The organism is Caenimonas soli (assembly GCF_013155545.1).
GTDB lineage: Bacteria > Pseudomonadota > Gammaproteobacteria > Burkholderiales > Burkholderiaceae_C > Ramlibacter > Ramlibacter soli.
The window spans coordinates 61,131-87,120 of the sequence record NZ_JABJVV010000022.1 but is presented as its reverse complement, the minus strand read 5'-3'; the positions used below and the strand labels follow the sequence as shown (position 1 = coordinate 87,120).

Sequence of the window (25,990 nt, the reverse complement as noted above, 5' to 3'; positions counted from 1 at the left end):
CCGGCGCCACCTGCGCGCCTTTTCATTGCCACACCCCATGAAGTTCCAAGGCTCACAGAACTACGTCGCAACACAAGACCTGATGCTCGCGGTGAACGCCGCCATCACGCTGAAACGCCCGCTCCTGGTCAAGGGCGAACCCGGCACCGGCAAGACCATGCTGGCCGAGGAAGTGGCCCAGGCCCTGGACGTGCCGCTGCTGCAGTGGCACATCAAGTCCACCACCAAGGCGCAGCAGGGCCTGTACGAATACGACGCCGTGAGCCGGCTGCGCGATTCGCAATTGGGCGATGCGCGTGTCAAGGACATCCACAACTACATCGTCAAGGGCGTGCTGTGGCAGGCCTTCACCGCGGACCAGCCCGTGGCCCTCTTGATCGACGAAATCGACAAGGCCGACATCGAATTCCCCAACGACTTGCTGCGCGAGCTCGACCGGATGGAGTTCTACGTGTACGAGACGCGCGAACTGGTCAAGGCCAGGCACCGCCCGCTGGTCTTCATCACCTCGAACAACGAGAAGGAACTGCCCGACGCCTTCCTGCGCCGCTGCTTCTTCCACTACATCAAGTTCCCCGATGCCGACACGATGAAGCAGATCGTCGACGTGCACTTCCCCGGGCTCAAGAAGGAGCTGCTGACGGCGGCCATGAAGACCTTCTACGACGTGCGCAACCTGCCCGGCCTGAAGAAGAAGCCTTCCACCAGCGAACTGCTCGATTGGCTCAAGCTGCTGGTGGCCGAGGACATCCCGCTGGATGCGCTGCAGAGCAAGGAAGACAAGGTGGCGGTGCCGCCGCTGGTGGGCGCGCTGCTCAAGAACGAGCAGGACGTGACCTTGTTCGAGAAGCTGGTGTTCATGCAGCGCCACAATCGCTGAAACAAGGGGCCCGCACATGAATCCACTGCTGGTTGAAGGACTCGCCGACGCCATTGGCTTCGTGGCAGGCGCGCTGCTGGCGTATTGGATCGGCAAGATGCTCGGCTTCGATCCGCTGGCCCAGGGCTACGACAGCAGTTCGATAGGCGGCATCGTGCTGGCCGGCTTGGGTGGCGGCATCGGCCTGCAGTTGGCCCGGCGCTGGCGCGCGGGGCGCAAGAAGGACCAGTGATGCGAAAGCCCGTGCCTTGCACCCTGGAGACTCCGCTGGTGCGGCTGGAGCCCATGGACGCGGACCACGCGGCCGGGCTCGAAGCGGCGGCGCGGGACGGCGAACTCTGGAGCCTGCGCATCACGTCGGTGCCGGCGCCCGGCGAAACCGCCGCCTACATTGCGGCGGCGCTGAAGGGCCGGGACGACGGCCACATGCTGCCGTTCGTGGTGCGCGATCTGGCCAGCGGCAAGATCGTCGGCAGCACCCGCTATCACGACATCGTGCCCGCCGTCGAGCGTCTGGAGATCGGCTACACCTGGTACGGCAAGAGCTGGCAGCGCAGCCACGTCAACACAAGCTGCAAGCTCTTGCTGTTGACGCATGCCTTCGAAACGCTGGGCGCGAAATTGGTGGGCTGGCGCACCGACAACTACAACTTCGCCAGCCAGCGCGCCATCGAGCGGCTGGGCGCGAAGAAAGACGGCGTGTTGCGGCACCATGCCTTGCGCCGCGACGGCACCGTGCGCGACACGGTCATGTACAGCCTCGCCGCCGGCGAATGGCCCGAAGCCAAGGCCCAGCTGCAGTACTTGCTGGCCAAGCCCCGAATCGACTAGGAGAGCAGCGATGCTGATCGACTTCTTCTACACCCTGCGCAGCGCCAAGCTGCCGGTCTCGGTCAAGGAATACCTGACGCTGATCGAAGCGTTGAAGGAAGGCGTTGTCGGGCCCAACAGCGAAGACGGCTACAAGATCGACGACTTCTATTACCTGTCGCGCACGGCCCTCGTCAAGGACGAGAAGCACTACGACAAGTTCGATCGCGCCTTCGCCGCCTACTTCAAGGGCGTCGAGATGGTGGCCGATTTCACCAAGGACGTGCCGCTGGAATGGCTGCGCAAGAACCTGGAGCTCGAGCTCAGTCCCGAAGAAAAAGCCAAGATCGAGAAGATGGGCTGGGACGAGCTGATGGAGACGCTCAAGAAGCGCTTCGAGGAGCAGAAGGAACGTCACGAAGGCGGCAGCAAGATGATAGGCACGGGCGGCACCTCGCCCTTCGGCGCTTACGGCTTCAACCCGCAGGGCATCCGCATCGGCCAGGACAAGGGCCGCAACAAGAGCGCGGTGAAGGTCTGGGACCAGCGGGCCTACAAGGACTACGACGACAGCCAGGAGCTGGGCACCCGCAACATCAAGATCGCGCTGCGGCGCCTGCGCAAGTTCGCCCGGGAAGGCGCCGCGGACGAGCTGGACCTGGACGACACCATCAAGTCGACGGCAGCCAACGCCGGCTGGCTGGACATCAAGATGGTGCCCGAGCGGCACAACAACGTGAAGATCCTGCTGCTGATGGACGTGGGCGGCACTATGGACGAGCACATCCATCGCGTGGAAGAGATGTTCTCCGCGGCCAAGGCCGAGTTCAAGCACCTGGAGTTCTACTACTTCCACAACTGCGTCTATGACTTCATGTGGAAGAACAACCGCCGCCGCTTCTCCGAGAAGTTCGCGACCTGGGACATCATTCGCAAGTACAACAAGGACTACAAGCTCATCTTCGTAGGCGACGCCACGATGAGCCCCTACGAGATCTTGCAGCCCGGCGGCAGCGTCGAATACAACAACGAGGAAGCCGGCGCCGAATGGGTCCAGCGCCTGACCAACGCCTTCCCCAAGTTCGCCTGGATCAACCCCGAGCCCCAGGGCGTCTGGCAATACCGTCAGAGCATCAGCGTCATCCAGCAGCTGATGAGCCAGCGCATGTACCCGCTGACGATCAAGGGGCTGGAAGAGGCGATGCGGCTGCTGTCGAAGTGATGCGCTCGCAGGTTGGGCCTTTACAATCCAGCCTCCAACGCCGCCGTAGTTCAATGGATAGAACGAGCGCCTCCTAAGCGCTAGATACAGGTTCGATTCCTGTCGGTGGTACCAGCTATCGCGGCTTTCCTACAGCCGCTGTCGGCCGTCTCCTACAGACGAGTTCAACTCTTCACTTAACGTATTGCAACGCACCAAATCAATCGGTTACATATGAGACGTGGCCTTGCAATGGCGTCATTGCACTGTCAAAAGCTCGGTCTACCATGGGCATTCACCAGAACAGAAATCAGAACCGAGACAAGCAGAGTGAGGTCATCCATGTCGTCTGCCGATTTCCGCGTCGAGAGCAATCACCCTATCGCTACCCGGCTGTTGCCGGTTTCCGGCTCCCGCCAGTACTTTTTCTGTGATCGCGCCCTGGCGGTAGCCATGGCCGCAAAAAGCACGACCAAACCGTCCGGCCAGGAGATCCGCGTGGTGCACGTGCCCACGGGTGAGGTCGTTTTCCGAAAAGCAGCCGCCAACCGGGCGGAATGGAGCGAAGAGCTCTAGCTCTGCCCTATCGTCCGGATGGGCGCAGGCTACGGCTCAGCAGCACCACCGGAATCAGCCCGACCAGCACCAGTGCCAGCGACGGCAGCGCTGCTTCGCCCAGCCGCTCGTCGCGGGCCAGCTGATAGGCTACCACGGCCAGCGTGTCGGTATTGAACGGCCGCAGCACCATGGTGGCGGGCAGCTCCTTCATCACATCCACAAAGACCAGCAGCGCCGCGGCCATCGCCGATCGCTGCAGCAAAGGCCAGTGGACCCTGGCCAGCAACCCGAAACCGGCGGTGCCCAGCATGCGCGCCGAGTCGTCGAAACTGGCCGGGATGCGCGCATAGCCGCTCTGCATCGACTGCAAGGCCACGGAGACGAAGCGCACGAGGTAGGCCCAGACGACACCCAGGACGGTGGCAGTGATCCAGGCGCCGGCGCCCGACTGCGGCGCGGCCTGCTGCAGCCATCCCACCGGCAACAACAGGCCGACCACGATCACGGCGCCCGGCACCGCGTAGCCCAGGGCCGCCAGCTGCACCACGCCGCGCGTTATCGCGTCGGGCGAGCGGCGCAGGCAGAAGGCCAGCAGCACGGCCAGTAGCACGGCCAGCACCGCACTGATGGCGCCCAGCCGCAGGCTGTTGAAGGCCCACAGCAGGAAGCGGTCCCAGGGCAGCACCGACCAGTCGGCCGCGAGCGGGCGCAGCATGAACAGGACCGGCAGGATGAAACCCAACAGGACCGGAACCGAGCACAGCGTCCAGGCCAGCGCCAGATGAGGGCCGCGCAGCTGCATGGGCTGGGCATCGGCCGAACCGGCGCGGGCGCCGCGCGGCATGGCAAAGCGAAGGCGGCGTTGCGCCCGCCGCTCCAGCGCCAACAGCGCGGTCACTACCAGCAGCAACAACGTGGCGAGCTGGGCCGCGGCAATGCGGTTGTCCATCGCCAGCCAGGCCTTGTAGATGCCCGCGGTGAATGTCTGGATGCCGAAATAGCTGGACACGCCGAAATCCGCGAGCGTTTCCATGAGCGCGAGGGCGACGCCGGCGGCAATGGCCGGGCGCGCCAGCGGCATGGCGACGCGGCGAATGCGGCGCCGCAGCGGAGCACCGAGCAGGCGGGCCGCCTCCATCAGGTGGCTGGCCCGCTCGCCAAGCGCGGTGCGCGCCAGAAGATAGACGTAGGGGTAGAGCGAGAAGATGAACACCAGCGCGGCGCCGCCGAAGCTGCGAACCTCGGGGAAGACGCGGCCCTCCAGCCCGAACGTGTTTCGCAGCCACGATTGCAGCGGCCCGCCGAATTGCAGGTAGTCGGTGTAGGCGTAGGCGACCACATAGGCGGGCATTGCCAGCGGCAACAGCAGCGCCCACTCGAAGGTCCGGCGGCCGGGAAAATCGAACAGGGTCACGGCCGCGGCTGTTGCGCCGCCGACCAGCGCCACGCCTATCCCCACCACCAGGCAAAGGCCCAGGCTGGTCCAGACGTAGCCGGGAAGCACGGTGCGCGCCATTTCGCCCAGGACCTGGGCGCTCTGGCCGTCCCATTGCAGCCAGGAAGCCAGCACGGCCAGCACCGGCAGCACCAGCAGGGACGCGAGCAGCAGTAGAAGCAGATCTTGGAGCCGTCGCAGGGCCATGGAGTTGGGCAATCCCGATTGATGCAAATGAGAATTGTAAGCATCTACAATCGCACTTATGTTCGTCGAGGTCACCAAACTGCGCGTTCAGTACCCTGGCCGGCCCCATGCCGCCGTCGACGAAGTCTCGTTCGGGCTGCGCGCGGGCGACATCGGCGTGCTGATCGGCCCGTCCGGCTGCGGCAAAACCACCCTCTTGCGGGCCGTCGCCGGCCTCGAACGCGCCACCGCCGGCGAGGTGCGCATTTCCGGGCAGGTCGTGGGCGGCGCCGGGGTTCATGTGCCCGCGGAGGAGCGGCGCGTCGGCATGGTGTTCCAGGACTACGCCCTGTTTCCCCACATCGACGTCGGCCGCAACGTGGGCTTCGGCATCCACAGCTTGCCCAAGGCCGAGCGCGTTGCCCGGATCGCCGAGGTCCTCGAATTGGTCGGCCTGCCCGGCATTGAGCGCCATTTTCCGCACGAGCTATCCGGCGGGCAGCAGCAGCGCGTGGCGCTGGCCCGCGCCCTCGCGCCCAAGCCGCAGTTGTTGCTGCTCGACGAGCCCTTCTCCAACCTGGACGTCGATCTGCGCGAGCGGCTGGCCCATGAGATCCGCGCCATCCTCAAGGCGGCGCATGCCACCGCCTTGTTCGTGACGCATGACCAACTCGAAGCCTTTGCCATCGGCGACGTGATCGGCGTGATGCACGAAGGCCGCTTGCACCAGTGGGACGATGCGTACACGCTGTATCACCGGCCGGCCACGCGCTTTGTCGCCGACTTCATCGGCCATGGCGTATTCGCGCCCGCCACCCTGCGCGAGGTCAACAATCAGGTGCTGGTGCAGACGCCGCTGGGGGAGTTGGCCGACGTGGCCGAATGTCCCCTGCCCAGCGCCTTCGTGTCGGGCGAATGCGATGTGCTGCTGCGTGCGGACGACATCGTCCATGATGATGACGCCCCCGTGAAAGCGGAGATCATGCGCAAGGCCTTCCGCGGCTCGGAGTTCCTCTACACGCTGCGGCTGGCCAGCGGCCAGACCGTGCTGGCCCACGTACCCAGCCACCACGACCACAAGATCGGCGAGTGGATAGGCATCCGCGCCGAGGTCGACCACGTGGTGACCTTCGAACGCGGCTTGGCGGACTGATCAGGTTTGGCGCAGCGCGTCGACTGCGCAACGCAGGTCGGCGGCCCAGGCCCGGCGGTCGCGGCCCGATGCGTGTTGCGGCTCCCCGTAATGAACCACCGCTGTGACGGGCGGCCCGGTCACGGTGCGCCAGAGTGATCCCACCAAGGTGTCATCGCCGATGTAGCAGGGCGTGAGGCTGGGCGCGCGGGTCTGGCTGTCCACGAAGCTCAACGCGACGGGTTGCACCGGCACGCCGGCCGAAATCCCGGCCTGGATCAGGTTGGCGTGGAACGGCAGCAGCGCCACGCCGTCGCTGGTGGTTCCCTCCGGAAATACCGCGACGACTTCGCCGCGCTGCAGGCTCTCGGCGACGTGATGCACGACCCGCAGCGCATCGCGGCGCGACTCCCGCTCGATGTAGATGGTTCCGCCGCCAGTGGCCAGGGTGCCGATGAGCGGCCAGCGCTTCACGTCGGACTTGGACACGAAGCGGCAGTACCGGGCGGCGTTCATCACCAGGATGTCGAGCCAGGAAATGTGGTTGGCCACCAGCAGCACGGGGCCCGCGGCGGGCGGGCGGCCGCGCAGTTCGAGGTTCACGCCCAGCAAAGCGAGCATGCGCAGGGACCACGACTGCACCCGCGCCTCGCGCCCGGGCTGGCTCATCTTCGGGAACAGGAAAAGGATGGTGGCCAGCCCGGCCAGCGCATGCATCAGCGCCCGCCCCAGCCTCCACGCGGCGCGCAATGGCTTCATGGCCTGCGTCAGCGGTCCCGGCCTTCGAACGCGATCTGTCCCGCGGCGATGGTGCAGCGCACGCGGCCGGGAAGCTCGTAGCCCGAGAACGGCGTGTGCTTGCCTTGGCTGCGCAGCGAAGCATCGGTCACCGTCCATTGCGCCTGCGGATCGAACACGCAGACGTCGGCGATCCCGCCTTCTACCAGCTGGCCCATGCTCGCCTGCAAGGTGCCCAGCGACGCGCCGAGCACCTTGGCGGGCTCGCTGGTGAGCACCGCGAGCGAACGGGCCAGGCCCGCGCCGCTTTCCTGCCCCCACTTGAGCGCCAGACCCAACAGCAATTCCAGTCCGGTCGCGCCGGCTTCCGCCTCGGCGAAGGGAAGCGTCTTGGCGTCTTCGTCCACCGGCGTGTGATCGGACACCAGCGCGTCTATCGTGCCGTCGGCAAGGCCGGCGCGCAGGGCATCGCGGTCCCTCTGCTGGCGCAACGGCGGATTCAGGCGCATGCGGCTGTCAAAGTAGCCGATGTCGGTGTCGGTGAGATGCAGCGAGTTGATGCTGACGTCGCAAGTGACCGCCAGGCCCTGCTCCTTCGCCTGGCGCACCAGCGCCACGCCGGCAGCGCTGCTTAGGCGGCACAGATGGACGCGGGCACCGGTCATCTTCATCAGCTCGAAGATCGTGTGCAGTGCAATCGTTTCCGCCGCCACCGGCACACCGGACAGTCCCAGTCGCGTGGCCAGCGGGCCGCTTGCAGCCACGCCCTTGCCCAGGTGCAGCTCCTGCGGCCGCAGCCAGGTGGTGTAGCCGTAGGTGGCCGCGTATTGCAGGGCACGTTGCAGCACCTGCGTGTTCGACAGCGGCACCTCGGCCTGGCTGAAGCCGACGCATCCGGCCTCGGCCAGTTCCACCATCTCGGTCAGGATTTCGCCCTGCAGGTTGCGGGTGAGCGCGCCCAGCGGGAACACTCGCGCCTGGTGCAGTTTCTCCGAGCGGAATTTCAGCATCTCGACCAGGCCGGGTTCGTCGAGCACGGGATCGGTGTCGGGCGGGCAGACCAGGCTGGTGACGCCGCCGGCAACGGCCGCGGCCATCTCGCTTTCCAGCATGCCCTCATGTTCGTAGCCCGGTTCGCGCAGGCGGGCCGCCAAGTCCACCAGGCCCGGCATGACGATGCAGCCCGTGGCGTCGATTACCTTGTTGGGCGCGAAGCCGGGAGCAATGTTCTTGATCGCCAGCACGCGGCCTGCCGCCAGCGCCAGGTCGCAGACCCCGTCGAAACCCGAGGCGGGGTCGATCACCCGGCCGTTCTTGATGAGGATCTTCATGCTTCGTTCCCTGCCACGATGCTCATCACCGCCATCCGTACCGCGATGCCGAAGGTGACCTGCGGCAAGATGACGCTCTGCTTGCCGTCCACCACCGCCGAATCGATTTCCACCCCGCGATTGATCGGGCCCGGGTGCATGACGATGGCATCCGGCTTGGCCAGTTGCAGTTTCTCCGGCGTCAGGCCGAAGCTCTTGAAGAACTCCTGCGACGAAGGCAGCAGCGCCCCGCTCATGCGTTCGTTCTGCAGGCGCAGCATGATGATGACGTCGCAGCCCCGGATGCCCTCTTCCAGCGAATGGCAGACGCGCACGCCCATCTGCGACAGATCGCTCGGCACCAGCGTCTTGGGGCCGACCACGCGCACCTCGGCGCAGCCGAGGGTCGTGAGCGCATGGATGTCCGAGCGCGCCACGCGCGAGTGCAGCACGTCGCCGACGATGGCCACAGTGAGATTGGAGAAGTCCTTCTTGTAGTGCCGGATGGTGTACATGTCCAGCAGGCCCTGGGTCGGATGGGCATGCCGGCCGTCGCCGGCATTGATCACGTGCACATGGGGCGCCACATGCTGCGCGATCAGGTACGGCGCGCCGGACTCGCTGTGGCGTACCACGAACAGGTCCGCCGCCATCGCCGACAGGTTGGCGATGGTGTCCAGCAGCGACTCGCCCTTGGAAGCCGAGGAGCGTGCGATGTCCAGGTTGATCACGTCGGCGGACAGCCGGGTAGCCGCGATCTCGAAGGTGGTGCGCGTGCGGGTCGAGTTCTCGAAGAACAGGTTGAAAACGCTCTTGCCGCGCAGCAGCGGGACCTTCTTGACCTCGCGGTCGCTCACGCTGACGAAGCTGGCCGCGGTGTCCAGGATGTGCGTGACGATTTCGCGCGGCAGGCCTTCGACCGACAGGAGATGGACGAGTTCGCCGTTCTTGTTGAGTTGGGGGTTTCTTTTGTAGAGCATCAGGTCTCCCAAACGTGGCGGCTCATTTTCTAGGCTTCCTCCACCTTGAAGCTGAACTTGCCCGCGTCGTCGCGCGCCAGGGCCAGCGACTGCGCAGCGGGCAAGGCGACGCGCGCTGCGGCATAGTCCGCCTGCACCGGCAGCTCGCGCCCGCCGCGGTCCACCAGCACCGCCAGCTTGACGCTGCCCGGCCGGCCATAGTCGAACAGTTCGTTGAGTACGGCGCGGATGGTGCGCCCGGTGTAGAGCACGTCGTCCAGCAGGACGATGTGCGAATCGTTGACGTCGAACCCCAGCTGGGTCTGCTGGCCGGCGCCCGACAGCCCGCGCTTGGAGAAGTCGTCGCGGTGCATGGCGGAGGAGATGACGCCGGCCTGGCCCGCGAGCCCCAGGTCCTTGTGCAGCCGCTCGGCCAGCCACGCCCCGCCCGAGGTAATGCCTACCAGGCGCGTATCGGGCGTGCGCAACTGCTGCACGCCGCGCAGCAATTCGCGGTACAGCGCTTCCGCATCCAGGACCAGGGTACTCACGGGATACTCCTCAAAAACTGCTCAAGAATCACGCAGGCCGCGCCCGCGTCCGGGTCGCTCGCTCCGCCCGCCAGTGCTTCGGTCGTGCTGTAACGCTCGTCCACCTCGTACACGGGGAGCTTGACCCGGCTGCGCAATTGGCGCGCGAATTTCTTCGCCCGCGCCGTATTGTCATGGCTGGCGCCATCCGGGTGAAATGGCACGCCCACCACCAGCGCGTCGGGCTGCCACTCGCGCACCCTGCCCAGCGCCTGCTCCATCCGGGCCTCTCCCTCGGCCTTGATGGTGGCCTGGGGCGTGGCGCTGCGAAGCAGCCGGTTGCCCACGGCCACACCGGTGCGCTTCAGGCCGTAGTCGAAAGCGAGAAATGTCTGGAAGTGTGGCGGAACGTCGAGCACCGGGGCGCTCATGCGTGCCCCGCATCTCGCGAGAGCATCCATGACTGGAGGCCCAGCAGCGACAGCGCTTTTTCGTAGCGCTCTTCCACCGGCGTATCGAAGATCACGGACAGATCGGCACCGACGGTGAGCCAGCTGTTTTCAGCCAGCTCCGATTCGAGCTGGCCCTCGCCCCAGGCCGAATAGCCGAGCGAAACGAGCACCTTCTTGGGGCCAGCGCCGGTGGACAAGGCCTCGAGCACGTCCTTGGAAGTGGTCATCTCCAGGCCGCCGGGGATCGTCATGGTAGAGGCATAGACCGGCTCGTTGGGCGCGGCATCGGCCGCGAACACGGCCTCATGCAGGACGAAACCGCGCTCGGTCTGCACCGGGCCGCCCTGGAATACCGGCGTGCGAGCCAGGTCGTCGCGGCCCAAAGGCAGTTCGACCTTCTCGAACAGGTTGCCTAGATTGATATCGCTGGGCTTGTTGATCACGAGACCCAGCGCACCGCGGGCGCTGTGCTCGCACAGGTACACCACGCTCTTGGCAAAGGCATCATCCTCCAGGCCCGGCATCGCAATCAGGAAGTGATGCGTCAGGTTGATTGCGGGGGCATCGGCGGACATACACCGATTTTAGAGCAAAGCCCCCGGCCGCACGCGATCAGGTCAGCATGGCGGCGGCGCAGTAATGCTTCACCAGGCTTAGCAGCTCTTCTTCGGAGTAGGGCTTGCCGAGGTAGTGGTCGACGCCCAGTTCCTTGGCGTGCTCGCGATGCTTCTCGGCGATGCGCGAGGTGATCATGATGATGGGCAGGTCTTTCAGCCGCTGATCGCCGCGGATGTTGCGCGCCAGGTCGAACCCGTCCATGCGCGGCATCTCGATGTCCGACAGCACCACAGTGGGCTTTTCTTCCGCCAGGCGCTCGAGCGCCTGCAGCCCGTCGGCGGCCATCGATACGCGATAGCCTTCGCGCTGCAGCAGGCGCTGCGTCACGCGGCGAACGGTGATGGAATCGTCGACCACCAGGACCAGCGGGATCTGGGGCGCCGCCGGCGCCATCGGCACGGCCGGCATGCGGGCTCCCGCACCGCTCTGCTCCAGCATGTGGGGCTGGGCATGGTCCGCGCTGAGCTGGCGTGCCTGCTCGCCGTACACCGCCGTGAGCGCCACCGGGTTGTAGATCAGCACCACGGCGCCGGAAGCCAGCACGGTCATGCCGGCCAAGCCGGGCAGGCGGGCCAGCTGCGGCCCGAGGTTCTTCACCACCACTTCCTGGTTGCCCAGCACTTCGTCCACGTGCATGGCGATACGCTGAGCGGCGCTTCGGAACACCACCACGGGCAGCGTCTTGGTCTGCTGCTCGGTGCTGCGCTGCGAAGCCTGCAGCAGTGCGCCGGACCAGAAGAAAGGCAATTGGTCGCCACCCAGCTCGTAGAAGCCGGTGTTGTAGGCCTGCTGCACTTCCTTGGCCGGGGCGCGGCGGACGATTTCCACCACGTTGGCGGGCACGCCGATGGACAGGTTGCCGCTGCGGATCATCACCACCTGCGTCACAGCCGTCGTGAGCGGCAGCACCAGCTTGAAGTTGGTGCCCTGGCCGGGCTGCGTGGTCGTTTCGATCCGGCCACCCAGCGCATTGACTTCGGAACGCACCACATCCATGCCGATGCCTCGGCCGGCCAGTTCGGTGATGGTCGCCGCGGTGGAGAAGCCAGGCAGGAAGATCAGGTTGGCGGCGTCTTGGTCGCTCACCTCCTGGCCCGGCGTAATCATGCCCTGCTGCAAGGCCTTCTCGCGGATGCGCGGCAGGTTCAGGCCGGCGCCGTCGTCGCGGAATTCGACCGACACGTCGTTGCCTTCGTGATGCAGGCCGATCAGGATGGTGCCGGTCGGGTCCTTGCCCGCCGCCACGCGCACCGCTGGATCCTCGATTCCGTGGGCCACGCAGTTGCGCAGCAGGTGCTCGAACGCCGGCGTCATCCGGTCCAGCACGCCGCGGTCCATTTCGATGGAGCCGCCGGTGATGTCCAGTTTCACCTGCTTGCCGGTTTCCTTGGAAGCCAGGCGGATCACGCGGTAGAGGCGGTCGGCGATGCCCTCGAACTCCACCATGCGGGTGCGCAGCAGGTCGCGTTGCAGTTCGCGCGTCTGGCGCGCCTGCGCGATCAAATCGTCTTCGGTGGACTCCACGGTGCGCTGCAGGTTGCGCTGCACGGTGGCCACGTCGTTGACCGACTCGGCCATCATGCGGGTCAGCTCCTGCACCCGCGTGAACCGGTCGAACTCAAGGGGGTCGAAGCCGGCCGCCGAATCCTTGGCCTGGGCCAGGCGCGACTGCATCTGCGACTCGGCCTGCAGCTCGATGTCGCGCAACTGGGCGCGCAGGCGATCCAGGTTGCCCGTCAGGTCGGTGAGCGAGCCACGCAGCTGGCGCAACTCGGCCTCCAGGCGCGAACGCGTGATCATCACCTCGCCGGCCTGGTTGACCAGGCGGTCCAGCAACTGCGAGCGAACGCGCACAGCCTGGTTCGAGGCGGCGCGCTGCGGCGCCAGATTGGTGACCACGGGCCGGGCCAGCAGCGCCCGCGTCGGCGGCGCGGCGGCACCAGGCTGGGCAGCCGGGGCCTCAGCCCCGGGCGCAACAGGCGTGGCCTGTTGGGGCACATCGATCTCAACCTCGGCCGCGGGCTGGAGCGGCGCCTCGACGCCGACCGGCAGCCCGCCGCTGGCGCGCAGGACGTCGAAGTTGCCCTGCATGCCGTCGAAGAGGTGGAGTAAAGGCTCTACGTCCGCCGCGGACACTCCCTCGGAGCCCAGGCGCTCGATCGCCGATTCCAGGCGGTGGGCGAGTTCGCCCAGCCGCAAGGCGCCGGCCAGCCGCGCGCTGCCCTTGAGGGTGTGCAAGGCCCGCAACACTTCGTCGCGGGCGCTGCGGTTGTCGGGCCGCGCCGTCCATTGGCGCAGCGCGCCGCCGAGCTGGGGCATGAGCTCGATCGCCTCTTCCTCGAAGATCGGGAGCAGGTCGGGGTCGATCGCGTCGACGATGTCGATGTCGTCCTGGTCGTCGCCGAAGTCGGCGACGTTGCGGCTCTCGGCACTGGCCGCCGGCGCCTCCGGCATGGGCGTGAACACTGGCACGACGCGGGCTGCGACGGTCGGGACCGGCACGGCGGGCGGTTCCGGGCGCACGACGGGCGCCGCCACCACAATCGGCTCGGCCTGCGGCGGCGGCGGTTCGAGACCGGCGAAATCGCTGAACGGCTCGTCCTCGGGCAGGTCCGCGCGTTGCGGGATCTGCAGCTCCTTCAAAGCCTGGAGCGCGTCGATGACACCCGTGTTGGGCTCTTTCAGGAAGCCGGCCGCGAACTGGTGCAGCAGCCGCCGGATTTCTTCGGACGCATCGATGAAAGCCTTGCCATGCTGCACGGTGCCATAGGCCAGGGACTGGGTGTGTTCCAGGGCGTTTTCCAGCGCCCGGGCCACATCGGAAAGCGTGTGAAACCCCACCGTGGCGGAACTGCCCGCCAAGGCGTGGGCCAGGCCCACGGTCGAATCCGGCACCGGCTGGTTCAGCTCCAGGGCCCACTCGGCCACTTCGGTGGCGAGCCGGCGCGACCATTCGTCCGCCTCATTGAGGTACACGTTGTACAGCGGGATGCCGATGCGCAGAGACCCGATGACCTTGACCTGTTCGTCGGCCTCGGATGCCGCCGGCTCGGGATGCATATCAGCCAGGTCGAACGCGAAGTCATCCAGCGCGATCGGCTCGGGCACGGGTGCCGGCGCTTCGGGCGACGGCTCCGGCATGGCGAAATCTGCCATGTCGATGATCAATTCGTCGGCGGGCGCTGGCGGCTGCTCGGCCGCCGAGGACGAGACGGCGGCGAGGCTGCCGAAGTCGATGCCGTCGATCTCGACGGGCGCGGGCGCCGGCTGGGTCACCGTGGGAGACATGTCGAACTCGAAGTCCGGCGGCAGTTCGGCCGGGGGGAGCTCGGCTGCCAGTGGCGGCTCGTCGCGAATCACCTGCGTGGCTTCGAAGGAGAAAGCTTCGATGGCTTCGGGCGCCAGCTCGAATTCAATGGCAATGGGGGCGGCAACCGGCTCGGCGGGTGCCGGCATGGCCAGGGGCACCAGCCGGTTTTCGGTGCGCATCGCATCGGCCGGCCCACGGAACTGGGAGGCCTTCCAGGCGCCATCGGTCTGGTTGGCAATGTCTTCGGTCCAGCGGCCGAAAGCTTGCATGGCATCGCCCGACAAGGTGCACAGATCCTCGGTGGCCGTCTTCTGGTCGGCCAGCCAGGTGTTGAGCACCTGCTCGAGCGACCAAGCGGCTTCGCCGAACTCGGTCAGGCCGACCATTCGCGAGCTTCCCTTGAGCGTATGGAAGGCGCGGCGCAAGGTGGTCAGCTCGGATGCGTCGCCCGGATTGGCCTTCAGGGCCGCGATGGCGGTCAGGCCGTTTTGCACGACTTCCCGCGCCTCCTCCAGGAAGATGTCCCGCAGGTCGTCTTCTTCGACGTCGGGCTCGGTCGCCGCTGGCGGCATGACCGCTGCCGGCGGTTTGACGGCAGCCGCCAGGTTGGTCAGGGCGGCTACGGCGGCGCCAGTGTCCTGCGCCGACACGGCCGCGGCCGCCTCACGGGCGGAATGGGCGATACCGGTCTGCTCGGCCAGCACCGCATGGGCGGCGATGGCGTCGAGCTGCGCCGTGAGGTTCTCGCGCGAAGCGCCGGGTTCCACGGCGCTCACAAGAGCATTCACTTCCAGTGACAGCTCGCTGGTCGCCGCCGGCGGCGCTTCTTGCGCCGTGTGGCCGGCGCGGCCCATCAAGGGCCGGAGCTCGCCGGTGCTGTCGTCATAGACGAACAGCTTCTTGGCCAGCGCCGGCTGGTAATTGAGCATGTCGATCAGGAAACCGAGGGCGCCCAGGTTGTTGCCGAGCTTTTCGAAGGTGCCTGCCGCGCGGACCTGCTCCTCGTCGATCTCGGTGACCATGATTTCCTCGACAGCCTCACGCATGCGCAGCACGGCCTGGGCCGCCTGGTCCAGGCCCAGCACCGACAGAACTCCGCGCATCTGCGACAGGTGGCCCGGCGCGTCGCGCAGCGGCGTCTTGTCCTGGAGATTGCGGAAGAACTGGTCCAGCACTTTTTCCAGTTCGCTCAACGTTCCGCGCAATTCGCCGACCACGCTGCCCATGGTCTGGCGGTCGCTGACGCGGCGGTACAGCTCCTCCATCCAGGGCTCGAGCGCCTCGGGCTGTCCGCCCTGGCGCACGGTGTCCAGCCGTTCGGCCAGCCGCGCCGTACGTGCGGCCAGTTGTGCGTCCGCCGGATCCAGATCTTCGAACGCCGCCTCGAGGTACAGCACGGCGGTGGCCACTTCCATGGCGAGCTCGGGGCCGGGCGCACGTGCCGATCTCACCACGGCTTCGACCACGTTGTTCAGCGCCTGCGCCAGCGGCCCGCTCGGCGGATGCAGCTTGACCAGGGAGTCGCTCACCAGGTGGAACTGGTCGGCGACGCCCTTGATCTTTCCGGCGTCGCCGCCGGACAGGCCCGACCAGGTTTCCTTGGCGACCACGATGCGCTTGCGCGCCTGGGCCAACAGCACGGGATCGAAGCGCCCGTACTGCGCGGTCTGGTAGTCGACAGGCGCGAATCGCGCCAGGCCCCAGGCCAGGCGCACACCCTGGAGCGACGGGCCATCGGCCGCGCTGGCGGGAACCGCCTGCGAGCAGAAGAAAACGAGGTCTTGAGCCAGCCTGTCGGACACGCCGAGCTCGCCTTTGGCGAGCGACGCATATTGCAGCAGCACGCGCGAAGCCGCCCGCTTCACATACAGATCGAGCGGCAACAAGCCGAGCGCCAGGGCCTCGAAGTAGCCCGCACAGATCTTCCAGAAAATCTTGGGCTGGCGCGCAGCCTGCGTGGCAGCCAGCGAGAGGCTGACCTTGACGAGTTCGCCTGCAGCGGCGGCGTCGCCGGTCTTCACCAGCTTCAGCACGGCCTGGTCCATGCGCGAGCGCACGGCCTGGTCGTAGATGAGCGCTTCGGCAACGGCCGGCGTCTGGGGTTCGTTCCAGCGCCACTCCAGCGCCCACAAGTCGGCCGGGTGAATGCGGTCGGCCCCCGCCAGCTCCTGCACGTCGCGGTACTGGGGAAACAGGGCCACGGCCGTGGCCGGCTTGCCCAGCAGCACGCCTTCGAGGTATTCGGTCAGCGCGAAGCCGGCGCGTTCCACCTTGGCGGCAGAGGTCTCGTTGCACAGCTCGGGCCGCTCGATGAACTTCTGCACAGCCGCTTCCATCGATCGCAGGATGTGCGCCGGCGCGCCCAGGCCCACCATCTCGAGGGCGCCAACCGCCTGGTGCAGTTGCTGCCGCGCGATGCGCAGCTGGCCCTCATCGACCGAAGCCATGTCCGAACCGCGCGCCATGCCGGTATCGCGCACGAATCGGCGCAGCGCGGCGGACGCGGAGTCGAGCGACTTGCGCAGTTCGTCCAGCACCCAGGCCAAGGGGCCCAGGTCATTGGTTGCCAGATCAAGATCGGTTTCGTTGGCTTGCATGAAAAGCTCTGGCTAGGACGGGACGGGAAGCAAACTGCTATGTAGTGAAGAACGCCTTATGCGATCTTGAACCGGGAGACCGACTGGCGAAGCTCTTCGGCCATGCGCGAGAGCTCACGCACCTGCTGCGCCGTGGAGCGCGTGCCCTCGCCGGTTTGTTCCGTCACCGCGAAAATGTGCTGGATGTTGCCGGCCACCACGTTGGCGGATTCGGCTTCTTTTGACGCCGAGGCGGAAATCTGCTCAATCAGCTCGGCGAGGCGGCGTGACACCTGGTCGATCTCGGTCAGCGCGGTACCCGCGTTGTCGGACAGCTTGGCCCCTTCCACCACACCCTGCGTGGAGCGTTCCATGGCGGCCACCGCATCCTGCGTGTCGGTCTGAATGGCTTTCACCAGCGCCGAGATCTGGCGCGTGGCGTCGGCGGAGCGTTCAGCCAGGCGCTGCACTTCTTCGGCCACCACCGAGAAGCCTCGTCCGGCTTCACCGGCGGACGCCGCCTGGATGGCTGCGTTGAGCGCCAGCACGTTGGTCTGTTCGGTAATGTCGGAAATCAGTTCGGTGATTTCGCCGATCTCCTGGGACGATTCGCCCAGCCGCTTGATCCGCTTGGAGGTTTCCTGGATCTGGTCGCGGATGGAGTTCATACCGCCGATGGCGTTCTGCACGGCCGCGAGGCCCGACTCGGCGGCTTGCAGCGATTGCCGCGCCACCTGGGCCGATTCCTGCGCCTGGCCCGACACCTGGTTGATTCGGCCGGCCATGTCGAGCACCGACTGGCCGGTTTCGCGAATTTCGCGCAGCTGCTCGGTGGAGGCCGCGAGCAGCTCGGTGGACGTGCTTTCCACCTGGGCCGTCGTCTGTGCCACCTTGGTCGCCGTGTTCTGCACGTTGCCCACCAGCTGGCGCAACTCTTCCACCGTGTAGTTCACCGAGTCGGCGATGGCGCCCGTGATGTCCTCGGTCACGGTGGCTTCCTGCGTCAAGTCGCCTTCGGCCACTGTCTGCAGTTCGTTCATCAATCGCAAAATGGCCGCCTGGTTGGCGTCGTTCACGCGCTTAGCTTCCTGCTCCTGCTGCTCGGCTTCCAGCCGCTGCTGTTCGGCCACCGTCTGGCGTTTGCGGCTGTCCTGCAGCTGCACATAGGCCAATCCGACCGCGCACAGGATGGCGAAGATCGACGACAGGCCCAGGGCCGTCAGCGCGCCTGCGCCCAGGCCGGTCTGCGCGGACAGCTTGCCCTGCAGCTCTTCCATCGAGCGGCGCAGCGGTTCGCTGTCGGCAATGATCGCTGCCTGCGCTTCACGTGCGGACACCAGGCCCTGCAGGTTGCCCAGGATGGCGCCGGCCTGCGTGCGGGTCTGCTCGTATAGCTTCATCAGCGCCTCCAGGCGCTCGCGGGTCTGGGGATCCTTGGAGCCGGCCAGCCGCAGCTCGGGGCTGCCATCGAGCAGGCCCTGCGCGATTTCCTTGAAGGAGTTCAAGTCCTTGCCCAGCAGGAACACGGCCTCGGGGCTCACGCCTTCCATGGTCAGGAATTCGTTGGCCGACTTGCCGATACGCTGCGTCAACATCACCAGCTGGCCGGCGGCGGAGATTTCCGCCGGGGCCGCGTTCTGCTGCAGCTTGAGCGACGACACGGTCTCGGCGATTTCCAGCAGGTCGGACGACTGGCGGTTAATCGTGCGCAGAGCGTTGCCCACCTGCGTCAGGATCTTCTGCTGGCTCATCACGGTGGCGGCGTTCTTTTCGGCGCGCTCCATCAGCGGAACGATCTTCTCGACGTCTTCATGGAACTCGGACTGCACCGGGTGCAGGCGCAATGCCTCGTCGCCGTTGCGCAGCCCGCGCACCGTCTTGGCCAGCACGTCGGCGCTTTCCTTCACGTCGGGGAAGGCCTGCGCGCTACCCACCAGTGCCTGCGAAACCGACTTGGCGAGACGCTGCGACTGCATCAACGACTGGCCGGTACCGGCCATCTGCTGGGCGACCGTATCCGCCTGGCGCACCGCGAAGACGGCCACCGAGCCCAAGACCACCAGGGCCAGGGCCAGCAGGGTGAACAGGATTCGCTGGTGCGTGACGGTGGTGCGCCGCCCAAGCAGCGGCACCGAGATCAGTTCGGCTTCCTCGGCGGTTTCCAGGGGCGCGATCGAGTCGTCCTCGGCCACGCTGTCGGGATCGGCCGGGCCCATCGAGACGGCGTTGTTGCTGCTGTGCGCCTCCATCGAACCGGTGGCCATGGAGTCCACCGACCGATCGGGCATCGCCAGGCTCAACTCGCCGCCGGTTTGCAGCGACGACGACTCGTCGGACTTTTTCGAGAAGAGGTTTTTGAGTTGGTCAACGACTGACATGATGCAGGCCTTCCGGGGAATACTTAAGCGCTGATGCTCAGGAACTGGGGTTGTTGCGACAGCGCCTGGAGGTTGATTTCCTGCCAGTACGCGCCATTGGCATCGGTGTAGCCGCTGCCGAAATAACCCGGCGAGCCTTCTGGGGGCTCGCTCGAGGAGGAAAAAGCGTCAAGGCTGCGCAGGCCCGCCAGCCGATCGATCAGCAGGGCGCAATTGACTTCGAGCATGGCGTTGAGCGCGACCAGCCGGGACTCGGCGCGCGTCGCATCGGATCGCATGGCGGGCGCGCGGCCGGCGACGAAGCCGGCCAGGTCCACCACTCCGTACAGGCCCCCGCGCAGGTTGGCCACGCCCAGGAACCAGGCCTGGGTATAGGGCACCGGCTGGGCGCTGGCGAACGGGAAAATCTCGCCCGACTGCGCGAGCGGGAACAGGTATTTGGCCCCTGCCGATTCCACGGCCAGCCACGAGGCCTGCACGCCTTCAGTGCGAGCGGCCTGCAAGCGGCTTGCCAGCCGGCTTTGGAGATCTCTAAGAGCTTCGCGGTTGGCCATTGTCTGCCGCTGTGGGTGTCAGCTCAGGGCCTTGATCTTGGCCATGAGCTCGTCGGCATCCACCGGCTTGGTGATGTAGTCGCGCGCGCCCTGCCGCATGCCCCAGACCCGGTCGGTTTCCTGGTTCTTGCTGGTGCACATGATGATCGGCACGTCGGCGTAGAGCGGATCGCGGGTGATGGCGCGGGTGAGCTGGAAGCCGTTCTGGCCCGGCATCACGACGTCCATCAGGATCAGGTCGGGCTTTTCCTCTGCCAGGCGGCGGAACGCATCTTCGGCGTTCTCGGCCGTCTTCACGGCGAAGCCGTTCTTTTGCAGCAGGTCCGTCATGAACATCAACTCGGTCTTGGAATCATCCACAACGAGGACTTTTTTTATAGCCATCACATCACTCCTTCTTTTGCGGCCCCGAACTGCTGCACGGTCTGCAACAGCTGGTCCTTGGTAAACGGTTTGGTCAGGTAATCCTGCGAGCCCACCATCCGGCCGCGCGCCTTGTCGAAGACGCCGTCTTTGGATGAAAGCATCACCACCGGTACTGACGCGAATTTGGCGTTGCGCTTGATGATCGCGCAAGTCTGGTAGCCATCGAGGCGGGGCATGAGGATGTCGCAGAAGATCAGGTTGGGCTGGTAGTCGTTGACTTTCGCCAACGCGTCGAACCCGTCTTCGGCCAAGAGAACATCGTGGCCGCCCTGCTTCAGGAATATCTCCGCACTGCGCCGGATGGTATTGCTGTCGTCGATCACCAGCACCTTCAACCCAGTCGTGCTCACTTGACGCTGCTCCTCATTTGTAACTGCATCGGATGCGGCATCATCCAAAGATGTAACAGACGCCGCCCTTTAAATTTGTACCATCTCAAAATCTTCCTTGCGGGCACCGCATTCGGGGCAAGTCCAGTTCATCGGAACCTGGGACCATGGGGTCCCGGGTGCGATGCCATGATCGGGGGCTCCGGACGCTTCGTCGTAAATCCACCCGCAAATCAGACACATCCAAGTTTTCGTATCGGTCACAGCTTAAAGGGCCTTCGAATAGAATGCAACGATTGTATCGAGGCCCTTCACCGCGCCATCGCACAGCGTGCCAACGGCTGGAAGATTCAGGCCTATGACAAACCCCAACCCCGCAACTGACCCCACTTCCGCAACCGCCGATGAAGACGACGGCGGCAATCCCGCGTGCGTGATCGTGTTCAACGCAAGCGACCCGAGCGGCGCCGGCGGACTTGCCGCAGATGTAACAGCGATCGCCTCGGTCGGCGCTCATGCCCTGCCAGTTGTAACCGGCGCGTACGCTCGCGATACGGCGGAGGTTTTCGACCATTTTGCCTTCGACGAAGAGGCCATCGCGGAGCAGGCCAGGGCCATCCTCGAGGACGTGTCGGTGCAGGTTTTCAAGGTCGGTTTCGTCGGCAGCCCCGAGGCCATCAGCACCATCGCGGAGATCGCGGCGGACTATGCCGAGGTCCCGCTCATCGCCTACATGCCCAACCTTTCGTGGTGGGAAGAAGGGCAGATCGATGCGTACCAGGATGCGTTTCGCGAGCTCATGTTGCCGCAGACAACCGTGTTGGTAGGAAACCACAGCACGCTCTGGCGATGGCTGTTGCCTGACTGGAGCAGCGACCGCAGCCCCACCGCGCGCGACATCGCCAAGGCCGCTTCCGAGATGGGCGTGCCCTACACGCTGGTCACCGGCATCCCCTTGCCCGAACAGTTCATCGACAACGTCCTGTCCACACCGCAGGCGGTGTTGGGCAACGAGAAATTCGAGCGTTTCGAAGCCGTGTTTTCCGGCGCTGGCGATACCCTCTCCGCCGCGCTCGCGGCCCTGGTCGCCAGCGGCACGGACCTGGTCGCAGCGGCGACGGAAGCCCTTGCCTACCTTGACCGCTGCCTCGATGCGGGCTTCCGCCCCGGGATGGGCAACGTCGTTCCCGACCGCCTGTTCTGGGCCCAGCCCGAAGGCGAAACCGAAGAGCTCACACCCGAAGAAGCGCAGGCCCTGCAGGTCTTCGACATGCCCGCCCATGACACCAAGCACTGACCGCAACCAAGAGCTGTTCGAGCGCGCCAGGCGGCTCATTCCCGGCGGCGTAAACTCGCCCGTGCGCGCCTTCAAGGCCGTGGGTGGAACGCCGCGATTCGTGGCGCGCGCGCAGGGCGCCTACTTCTGGGATGCCAACGGCAAGCGCCACATCGACTACATCGGCTCCTGGGGCCCGATGATCCTGGGCCACGGCCATCCCGCCGTTGTCGAAGCGGTGCAGAAGGCCGTGCTCGAAGGCTTCTCGTACGGCGCGCCGACCGAGCGCGAGGTGGAACTGGCCGAAGAGATCGTCAGCCTGGTGCCCTCGATGGACATGGTGCGCCTGGTGAGCTCGGGCACCGAGGCGGCGATGAGCGCGATCCGGCTGGCGCGCGGCGCCACCGGCCGCAGCAAGCTGATCAAGTTCGAGGGCTGTTACCACGGCCATGCCGACGCCCTGCTGGTGAAGGCCGGCTCCGGGCTCGCCACCTTCGGCAACCCCACCAGCGCCGGCGTGCCCGCCGAGGTGGTGCAGCACACGCTGGTGCTCGAATACAACAACGTGGCGCAGCTGGATGAAGCGTTTGCGCTGCACGGCAAGGACATCGCCTGCCTGATGATCGAGCCGATCGCCGGCAACATGAATTTCGTGCGCGCCAGCGTGCCCTTCATGCGGCGTTGCCGCGAACTCTGCACCCAGCACGGCGCGCTGCTGGTATTCGATGAAGTGATGACCGGTTTCCGTGTCGCCCTGGGCGGCGCCCAGAGCCTGTACGCCAAGGCGATTCCCGGCTTCAAGCCCGACCTGTCGGTGCTGGGCAAGGTGATCGGCGGCGGGATGCCGCTGGCCGCATTCGGCGGTCCGCGGGCGATCATGGAGCAATTGGCGCCCCAGGGGCCGGTGTATCAGGCCGGCACCTTGTCGGGCAATCCAGTGGCCACGGCCTGCGGATTGGCCACTTTGAAAGAAATTCGGAAAGCGGGATTTTTTGATGCTTTGGCGGCGAAAACAGCAACACTTGTCGCCGGACTGAAAGCGGCTGCCTCAGCAGAAAGCATTCCTTTTAGCACCGACTGCGAGGGCGGCATGTTCGGTTTCTTCCTGCTGCCGCAGCTGCCCCAGAACTATTCGCAGGTCATGCAGACCGAAAGCGCGCTGTTCAACCGCCTGTTTCACGGCCTTCTGGACCGCGGCATCTACATCGCGCCGGCCCTTTACGAAGCCGGGTTTGTAAGTTCGGCGCACAGCGAGGCCGACCTCGCGGAAACAATTTCGGCTGCCAAAGAGGTCTTCCAGGCGCTGTCATCCCGGGCTTGACCCGGGGTCCATCGCAGCCATGGATTGCGGATCGAGTCCGCAATGACAAATCTAGTGCCTGAAGTGCCGCACGCCTGAAAACACCATCGCGACGCCGCGCTCGTCGGCCGCCGCGATCACTTCCTCGTCGCGCATGCTGCCACCCGGCTGGATGACGCAGTCAGCGCCGGCATCGACCACCACGTCCAGGCCATCGCGGAACGGGAAGAAGGCGTCGCTCGCCACCACCGTTCCTTTCAGGGACAGCCCGGCATGCTGGGCCTTGATGCTGGCGATGCGCGCCGAATCCAGCCGGCTCATCTGGCCGGCGCCCACGCCCATCGTCATGCCGTCCTTGCAGAAGACGATGGCGTTGGATTTCACGTACTTGGCCACCTTCCACGCAAACAGCAGATCCTGCAGTTGTTCGGCCGTCGGTTGTTTCTTGGTCACGACCCGCAGCTCGCCCACGGTCAGCTCGCGGTTGTCCGCAGTCTGCATCAGCAGGCCCGAACCCACACGCTTGACGTCCATCGCGTTGCGGCCGTTGTCCCAGTCGGTGCGGCCGCCGGGGGGCATGGCGATCTGCAGGACCCGAACGTTGACCTTGGTCTTGAACACTTCCAGGGCCTCGGTCGTGAAGTCGGGCGCCATCAGCACCTCGACGAATTGCTTGGACACGGCCTGCGCGGCCGCGGCGTCCAGGGTCCGGTTGAACGCGATGATGCCGCCGAAGGCCGAGGTCGAATCGGTCTTGAAGGCCTTGGCGTAGGCCTCGAAGGCGTTGGCGCCCACCGCCACGCCGCAGGGGTTGGCGTGCTTGACGATCACGCAGGCCGGCCCGTCGAAGCTCTTCACGCATTCCCAGGCCGCATCCGCGTCGGCGATGTTGTTGTAAGAGAGCTCCTTGCCCTGCAACTGGCGCGCCGTCACCAGCGAGCCGGGCGCCGGATGCAGGTCGCGGTAGAACGCGGCCTGCTGGTGCGGGTTCTCGCCATAGCGCAGGTCCTGCAGCTTGACGAATCGGCCATTCGCCTGGGCGGGGAACAGGCTGCGGGCGCCGCCTTCCTGGAAGCTGGAGAGGTAGTCGCTGATGGCAGCGTCGTAGTTGCTGATGCGGTTGAACGCCGCCACCGACAAGGCGAAGCGGGTCGCGTCGGAAAGCTTGCCGTCGGTCTTGAGTTCCTGCAGCACCACCGGGTACTGCGAGGCATCGGTGAGGACGCCCACGTCCTTCCAGTTCTTGGCCGCCGAACGCACCATGGCCGGGCCGCCGATGTCGATGTTCTCTATCGCGTCCTCGAGCGTGCAGCCGGGCTTGGCCACAGTGGCTTCGAACGGGTACAGGTTGACCACCAGCAGGTCGATGGTGTCGATGCCATGGGCCTTGAGGGCGGCCATGTGCTCGGGCATCTCGCGCCGGGCGAGCAGTCCGCCATGCACCTTGGGGTGCAAGGTCTTGACGCGGCCGTCCAGCATTTCCGGGAACTCGGTGACCTGCGCCACCTCGGTGACGGGCAGGCCCTGGTCGGCCAGCAGCTTGGCGGTGCCGCCAGTCGATATCAGCCGGATGCCCAGCGCGTGCAGCGCCTGCGCCAATTCGACGATGCCGGTCTTGTCCGAGACGGAAATGAGTGCGTTCATGGTTTGAGGAGCCTGTGTTCTACGAGTTTCTTGCGCAGCGTGTTGCGGTTCAGCCCCAGCCACTCGGCCGCCTTGGACTGGTTGTGGTCGGCCTTGGCCATCACCACTTCGAGCAGCGGCTTTTCGACCACTTTGACCAGCATCTCGTACATGCCATCGGGCTCGGTGCCGCGCAGATCCCGGAAGTAGCCTTCCAGGCTGGCGCGCACGCATTCTTCTATGTGTTTTTTGCTCATGCGTTTGTTTCCACCGCTTCTTCTTCCTCGTCCGTGTGGCTTGCCGGCGCCGGCATGCGGTCCATCGCGCCGGCGAGTTCGTCGAAGAACTCCGCCACTGCGCCGAGCTGGCCGGCACAGTCTTCGATGGCGTTCATGCGGGCCCGAAAGTCCGCGCCGCCCGGCAGTGTCTTGACGTACCAGCCTATGTGCTTGCGGGCGCTGCGCACGCCGGTGAATTCGCCGTAGAGCGTGTAATGGTCCTGCAGATGATCGAGCAGCAGCCGCCTGACCTCGGCGACCAGCGGCGGCGCCAGATGGCTGCCGGTGGCCAGGAAATGCGCGACCTCGCGGAAGATCCAGGGCCGGCCCTGCGCGGCGCGGCCGATCATGATCGCGTCGGCGTTTGTGTAGGCCAGCACATCGCGCGCCTTCTCCGGCGTGGTGATGTCGCCGTTGGCGACCACCGGAACGCGCACCGCGGCCTTCACCGCGGCGATGGTGTCGTATTCGGCGTGCCCGCCGTAGCCCTGTTCGCGCGTACGGCCGTGCACCGTCAGCATCTGGATGCCGGCATCCTCGAAGGCGCGCGCCAGCGTCACCGCATTCTTGTGCGACTGGCACCAGCCGGTGCGCATCTTGAGCGTGACCGGCACGCCGTGCAGCGCACAGGCCTCGACCACGGCCCGCGCGATCGCCACCGCCAGCGTCTCGTCCTGCATCAGCGCCGAGCCCGCCCATTTATTGCAGACCTTCTTGGCCGGGCAACCCATGTTGATGTCGATGATCTGGGCGCCGCGCTCGACGTTGTACGCCGCCGCCTCGGACATCATGGCCGCGTCGGTTCCCGCGATCTGCACGGCAATCGGGCCGGGCTCGCCCTCGTGATTGGCCCGCCGCGAGGTCTTCAGGCTGTTCCACAGCTCGCGGCGCGACGTCACCATCTCGCTCACGGCATAGCCGGCGCCGAGCTGGCGGCACAATTGCCGAAACGGCCGGTCCGTCACGCCCGCCATCGGCGCCGCGAACAGATTGTTCGTCAGTTGGTGGGGGCCGATGTTCATGCGGTGGGAGGAAGGCGTCTGCTGAAAAATGAGGCACGATTGTATGCCCGCCGCATTTCAGCCATTGAAATAAAGAACTGCTTGTGCGCCTACATGTTCACGGTGCCTG

The 25,990-nt window shown here is 65.9% G+C and carries 24 protein-coding genes and 1 tRNA gene; 9 read left to right on the top strand and 16 right to left on the bottom strand.

What is annotated here, in order from left to right:
* Positions 1 to 37 precede the first annotated feature (37 nt).
* The 6 genes from HNE04_RS25285 (at position 38) to HNE04_RS25260 (ending at position 3,467) form a co-directional block, all read left to right on the top strand.
* Positions 38 to 880 (top strand): AAA family ATPase, encoded by an 843-nt coding sequence (locus HNE04_RS25285; RefSeq protein WP_172225843.1) that lies wholly within the window; start codon positions 38 to 40, stop codon positions 878 to 880.
* Between the two features lie 16 nt (positions 881 to 896).
* The gene (locus HNE04_RS25280; protein ID WP_172225839.1) at positions 897 to 1,112 is read left to right on the top strand and encodes a hypothetical protein; all 216 of its coding nucleotides are present in this window, start codon (positions 897 to 899) and stop codon (positions 1,110 to 1,112) included.
* On the top strand, positions 1,112 to 1,711 hold the full coding sequence (locus tag HNE04_RS25275) for a GNAT family N-acetyltransferase (RefSeq protein WP_172225835.1): 600 nt from the start codon (positions 1,112 to 1,114) through the stop codon (positions 1,709 to 1,711). The genes HNE04_RS25280 and HNE04_RS25275 overlap by 1 nt, the downstream gene beginning before the upstream one ends.
* A gap of 10 nt (positions 1,712 to 1,721) precedes the next feature.
* Positions 1,722 to 2,912 carry a vWA domain-containing protein gene (locus HNE04_RS25270; RefSeq protein WP_172225832.1) on the top strand — a complete coding sequence of 397 codons (1,191 nt, stop codon included), beginning with the start codon at positions 1,722 to 1,724 and terminating at the stop codon, positions 2,910 to 2,912.
* 39 nt (positions 2,913 to 2,951) lie between these two features.
* Positions 2,952 to 3,026 (top strand) — tRNA-Arg (locus HNE04_RS25265).
* Positions 3,027 to 3,233: 207 nt separating this feature from the next.
* Positions 3,234 to 3,467 (top strand): hypothetical protein, encoded by a 234-nt coding sequence (locus tag HNE04_RS25260; RefSeq protein ID WP_172225829.1) that lies wholly within the window; start codon positions 3,234 to 3,236, stop codon positions 3,465 to 3,467.
* A 7-nt stretch (positions 3,468 to 3,474) separates the two neighbouring features.
* Here the strand turns inward: HNE04_RS25260 and HNE04_RS25255 are convergent, their stop codons facing one another.
* A complete protein-coding gene (locus HNE04_RS25255) occupies positions 3,475 to 5,091 on the bottom strand; it encodes an ABC transporter permease (RefSeq protein ID WP_172225886.1) in 1,617 nt (538 codons plus the stop codon).
* 58 nt (positions 5,092 to 5,149) lie between these two features.
* On the opposite strand from HNE04_RS25255, the gene HNE04_RS25250 reads away from it, so the two are divergent.
* Positions 5,150 to 6,223: an ABC transporter ATP-binding protein gene (locus HNE04_RS25250; RefSeq protein ID WP_172225826.1), complete on the top strand. Its 1,074-nt coding sequence runs from the start codon at positions 5,150 to 5,152 to the stop codon at positions 6,221 to 6,223.
* Here HNE04_RS25250 and HNE04_RS25245 read toward each other — a convergent pair whose 3' ends face one another.
* The 12 genes from HNE04_RS25245 to HNE04_RS25190 all read right to left on the bottom strand — a co-directional run bounded on the left by HNE04_RS25245 (position 6,224) and on the right by HNE04_RS25190 (position 20,646).
* Positions 6,224 to 6,961: a lysophospholipid acyltransferase family protein gene (locus tag HNE04_RS25245; RefSeq protein WP_172225823.1), complete on the bottom strand. Its 738-nt coding sequence runs from the start codon at positions 6,959 to 6,961 to the stop codon at positions 6,224 to 6,226.
* An 8-nt stretch (positions 6,962 to 6,969) separates the two neighbouring features.
* A complete protein-coding gene (locus HNE04_RS25240) occupies positions 6,970 to 8,271 on the bottom strand; it encodes a dihydroorotase (RefSeq protein WP_172225820.1) in 1,302 nt (433 codons plus the stop codon).
* Positions 8,268 to 9,230 (bottom strand): aspartate carbamoyltransferase catalytic subunit, encoded by a 963-nt coding sequence (locus HNE04_RS25235; RefSeq protein ID WP_172225817.1) that lies wholly within the window; start codon positions 9,228 to 9,230, stop codon positions 8,268 to 8,270. The genes HNE04_RS25240 and HNE04_RS25235 overlap by 4 nt, the downstream gene beginning before the upstream one ends.
* Positions 9,231 to 9,259: 29 nt before the next feature.
* Positions 9,260 to 9,760: a bifunctional pyr operon transcriptional regulator/uracil phosphoribosyltransferase PyrR gene (gene pyrR / locus HNE04_RS25230; RefSeq protein WP_172225814.1), complete on the bottom strand. Its 501-nt coding sequence runs from the start codon at positions 9,758 to 9,760 to the stop codon at positions 9,260 to 9,262.
* The gene (gene ruvX, locus HNE04_RS25225) at positions 9,757 to 10,170 is read right to left on the bottom strand and encodes a Holliday junction resolvase RuvX (protein WP_172225810.1); all 414 of its coding nucleotides are present in this window, start codon (positions 10,168 to 10,170) and stop codon (positions 9,757 to 9,759) included. The genes pyrR and ruvX overlap by 4 nt, the downstream gene beginning before the upstream one ends.
* Positions 10,167 to 10,766: a YqgE/AlgH family protein gene (locus HNE04_RS25220; protein ID WP_172225806.1), complete on the bottom strand. Its 600-nt coding sequence runs from the start codon at positions 10,764 to 10,766 to the stop codon at positions 10,167 to 10,169. The genes ruvX and HNE04_RS25220 overlap by 4 nt, the downstream gene beginning before the upstream one ends.
* 37 nt (positions 10,767 to 10,803) lie before the next feature.
* The gene (locus tag HNE04_RS25215; RefSeq protein WP_172225803.1) at positions 10,804 to 16,716 is read right to left on the bottom strand and encodes a hybrid sensor histidine kinase/response regulator; all 5,913 of its coding nucleotides are present in this window, start codon (positions 16,714 to 16,716) and stop codon (positions 10,804 to 10,806) included.
* Between the two features lie 56 nt (positions 16,717 to 16,772).
* A complete protein-coding gene (locus HNE04_RS25210) occupies positions 16,773 to 19,073 on the bottom strand; it encodes a methyl-accepting chemotaxis protein (protein WP_172225800.1) in 2,301 nt (766 codons plus the stop codon).
* A 23-nt stretch (positions 19,074 to 19,096) separates the two neighbouring features.
* Positions 19,097 to 19,627: a chemotaxis protein CheW gene (locus HNE04_RS25205; RefSeq protein WP_172225797.1), complete on the bottom strand. Its 531-nt coding sequence runs from the start codon at positions 19,625 to 19,627 to the stop codon at positions 19,097 to 19,099.
* 18 nt (positions 19,628 to 19,645) lie between these two features.
* Positions 19,646 to 20,011: a response regulator transcription factor gene (locus HNE04_RS25200; protein WP_141507783.1), complete on the bottom strand. Its 366-nt coding sequence runs from the start codon at positions 20,009 to 20,011 to the stop codon at positions 19,646 to 19,648.
* The gene (locus HNE04_RS25195) at positions 20,011 to 20,403 is read right to left on the bottom strand and encodes a response regulator (protein ID WP_172225794.1); all 393 of its coding nucleotides are present in this window, start codon (positions 20,401 to 20,403) and stop codon (positions 20,011 to 20,013) included. The genes HNE04_RS25200 and HNE04_RS25195 overlap by 1 nt, the downstream gene beginning before the upstream one ends.
* A 69-nt stretch (positions 20,404 to 20,472) precedes the next feature.
* Complete coding sequence (locus HNE04_RS25190) at positions 20,473 to 20,646, bottom strand: rubredoxin (protein ID WP_172225791.1); 174 nt, start codon at positions 20,644 to 20,646, stop codon at positions 20,473 to 20,475.
* A gap of 94 nt (positions 20,647 to 20,740) precedes the next feature.
* On the opposite strand from HNE04_RS25190, the gene thiD reads away from it, so the two are divergent.
* Positions 20,741 to 21,679: a bifunctional hydroxymethylpyrimidine kinase/phosphomethylpyrimidine kinase gene (thiD, locus tag HNE04_RS25185; RefSeq protein WP_172225788.1), complete on the top strand. Its 939-nt coding sequence runs from the start codon at positions 20,741 to 20,743 to the stop codon at positions 21,677 to 21,679.
* Complete coding sequence (hemL, locus tag HNE04_RS25180; protein ID WP_172225785.1) at positions 21,663 to 22,979, top strand: glutamate-1-semialdehyde 2,1-aminomutase; 1,317 nt, start codon at positions 21,663 to 21,665, stop codon at positions 22,977 to 22,979. Before thiD ends, hemL begins: the two co-directional genes overlap by 17 nt.
* A gap of 51 nt (positions 22,980 to 23,030) precedes the next feature.
* Here the strand turns inward: hemL and purH are convergent, their stop codons facing one another.
* The 3 genes from purH to dusB are packed head-to-tail and all read right to left on the bottom strand — an operon-like array spanning position 23,031 to position 25,881.
* Entirely contained in the window at positions 23,031 to 24,602 is a 1,572-nt protein-coding gene (gene purH, locus HNE04_RS25175) for a bifunctional phosphoribosylaminoimidazolecarboxamide formyltransferase/IMP cyclohydrolase (RefSeq protein WP_172225782.1), read from the bottom strand.
* A complete protein-coding gene (locus tag HNE04_RS25170; RefSeq protein ID WP_172225779.1) occupies positions 24,599 to 24,838 on the bottom strand; it encodes a Fis family transcriptional regulator in 240 nt (79 codons plus the stop codon). The genes purH and HNE04_RS25170 overlap by 4 nt, the downstream gene beginning before the upstream one ends.
* Positions 24,835 to 25,881 (bottom strand): tRNA dihydrouridine synthase DusB, encoded by a 1,047-nt coding sequence (gene dusB / locus HNE04_RS25165; protein WP_172225776.1) that lies wholly within the window; start codon positions 25,879 to 25,881, stop codon positions 24,835 to 24,837. Before dusB ends, HNE04_RS25170 begins: the two co-directional genes overlap by 4 nt.
* Positions 25,882 to 25,990 lie beyond the last annotated feature (109 nt).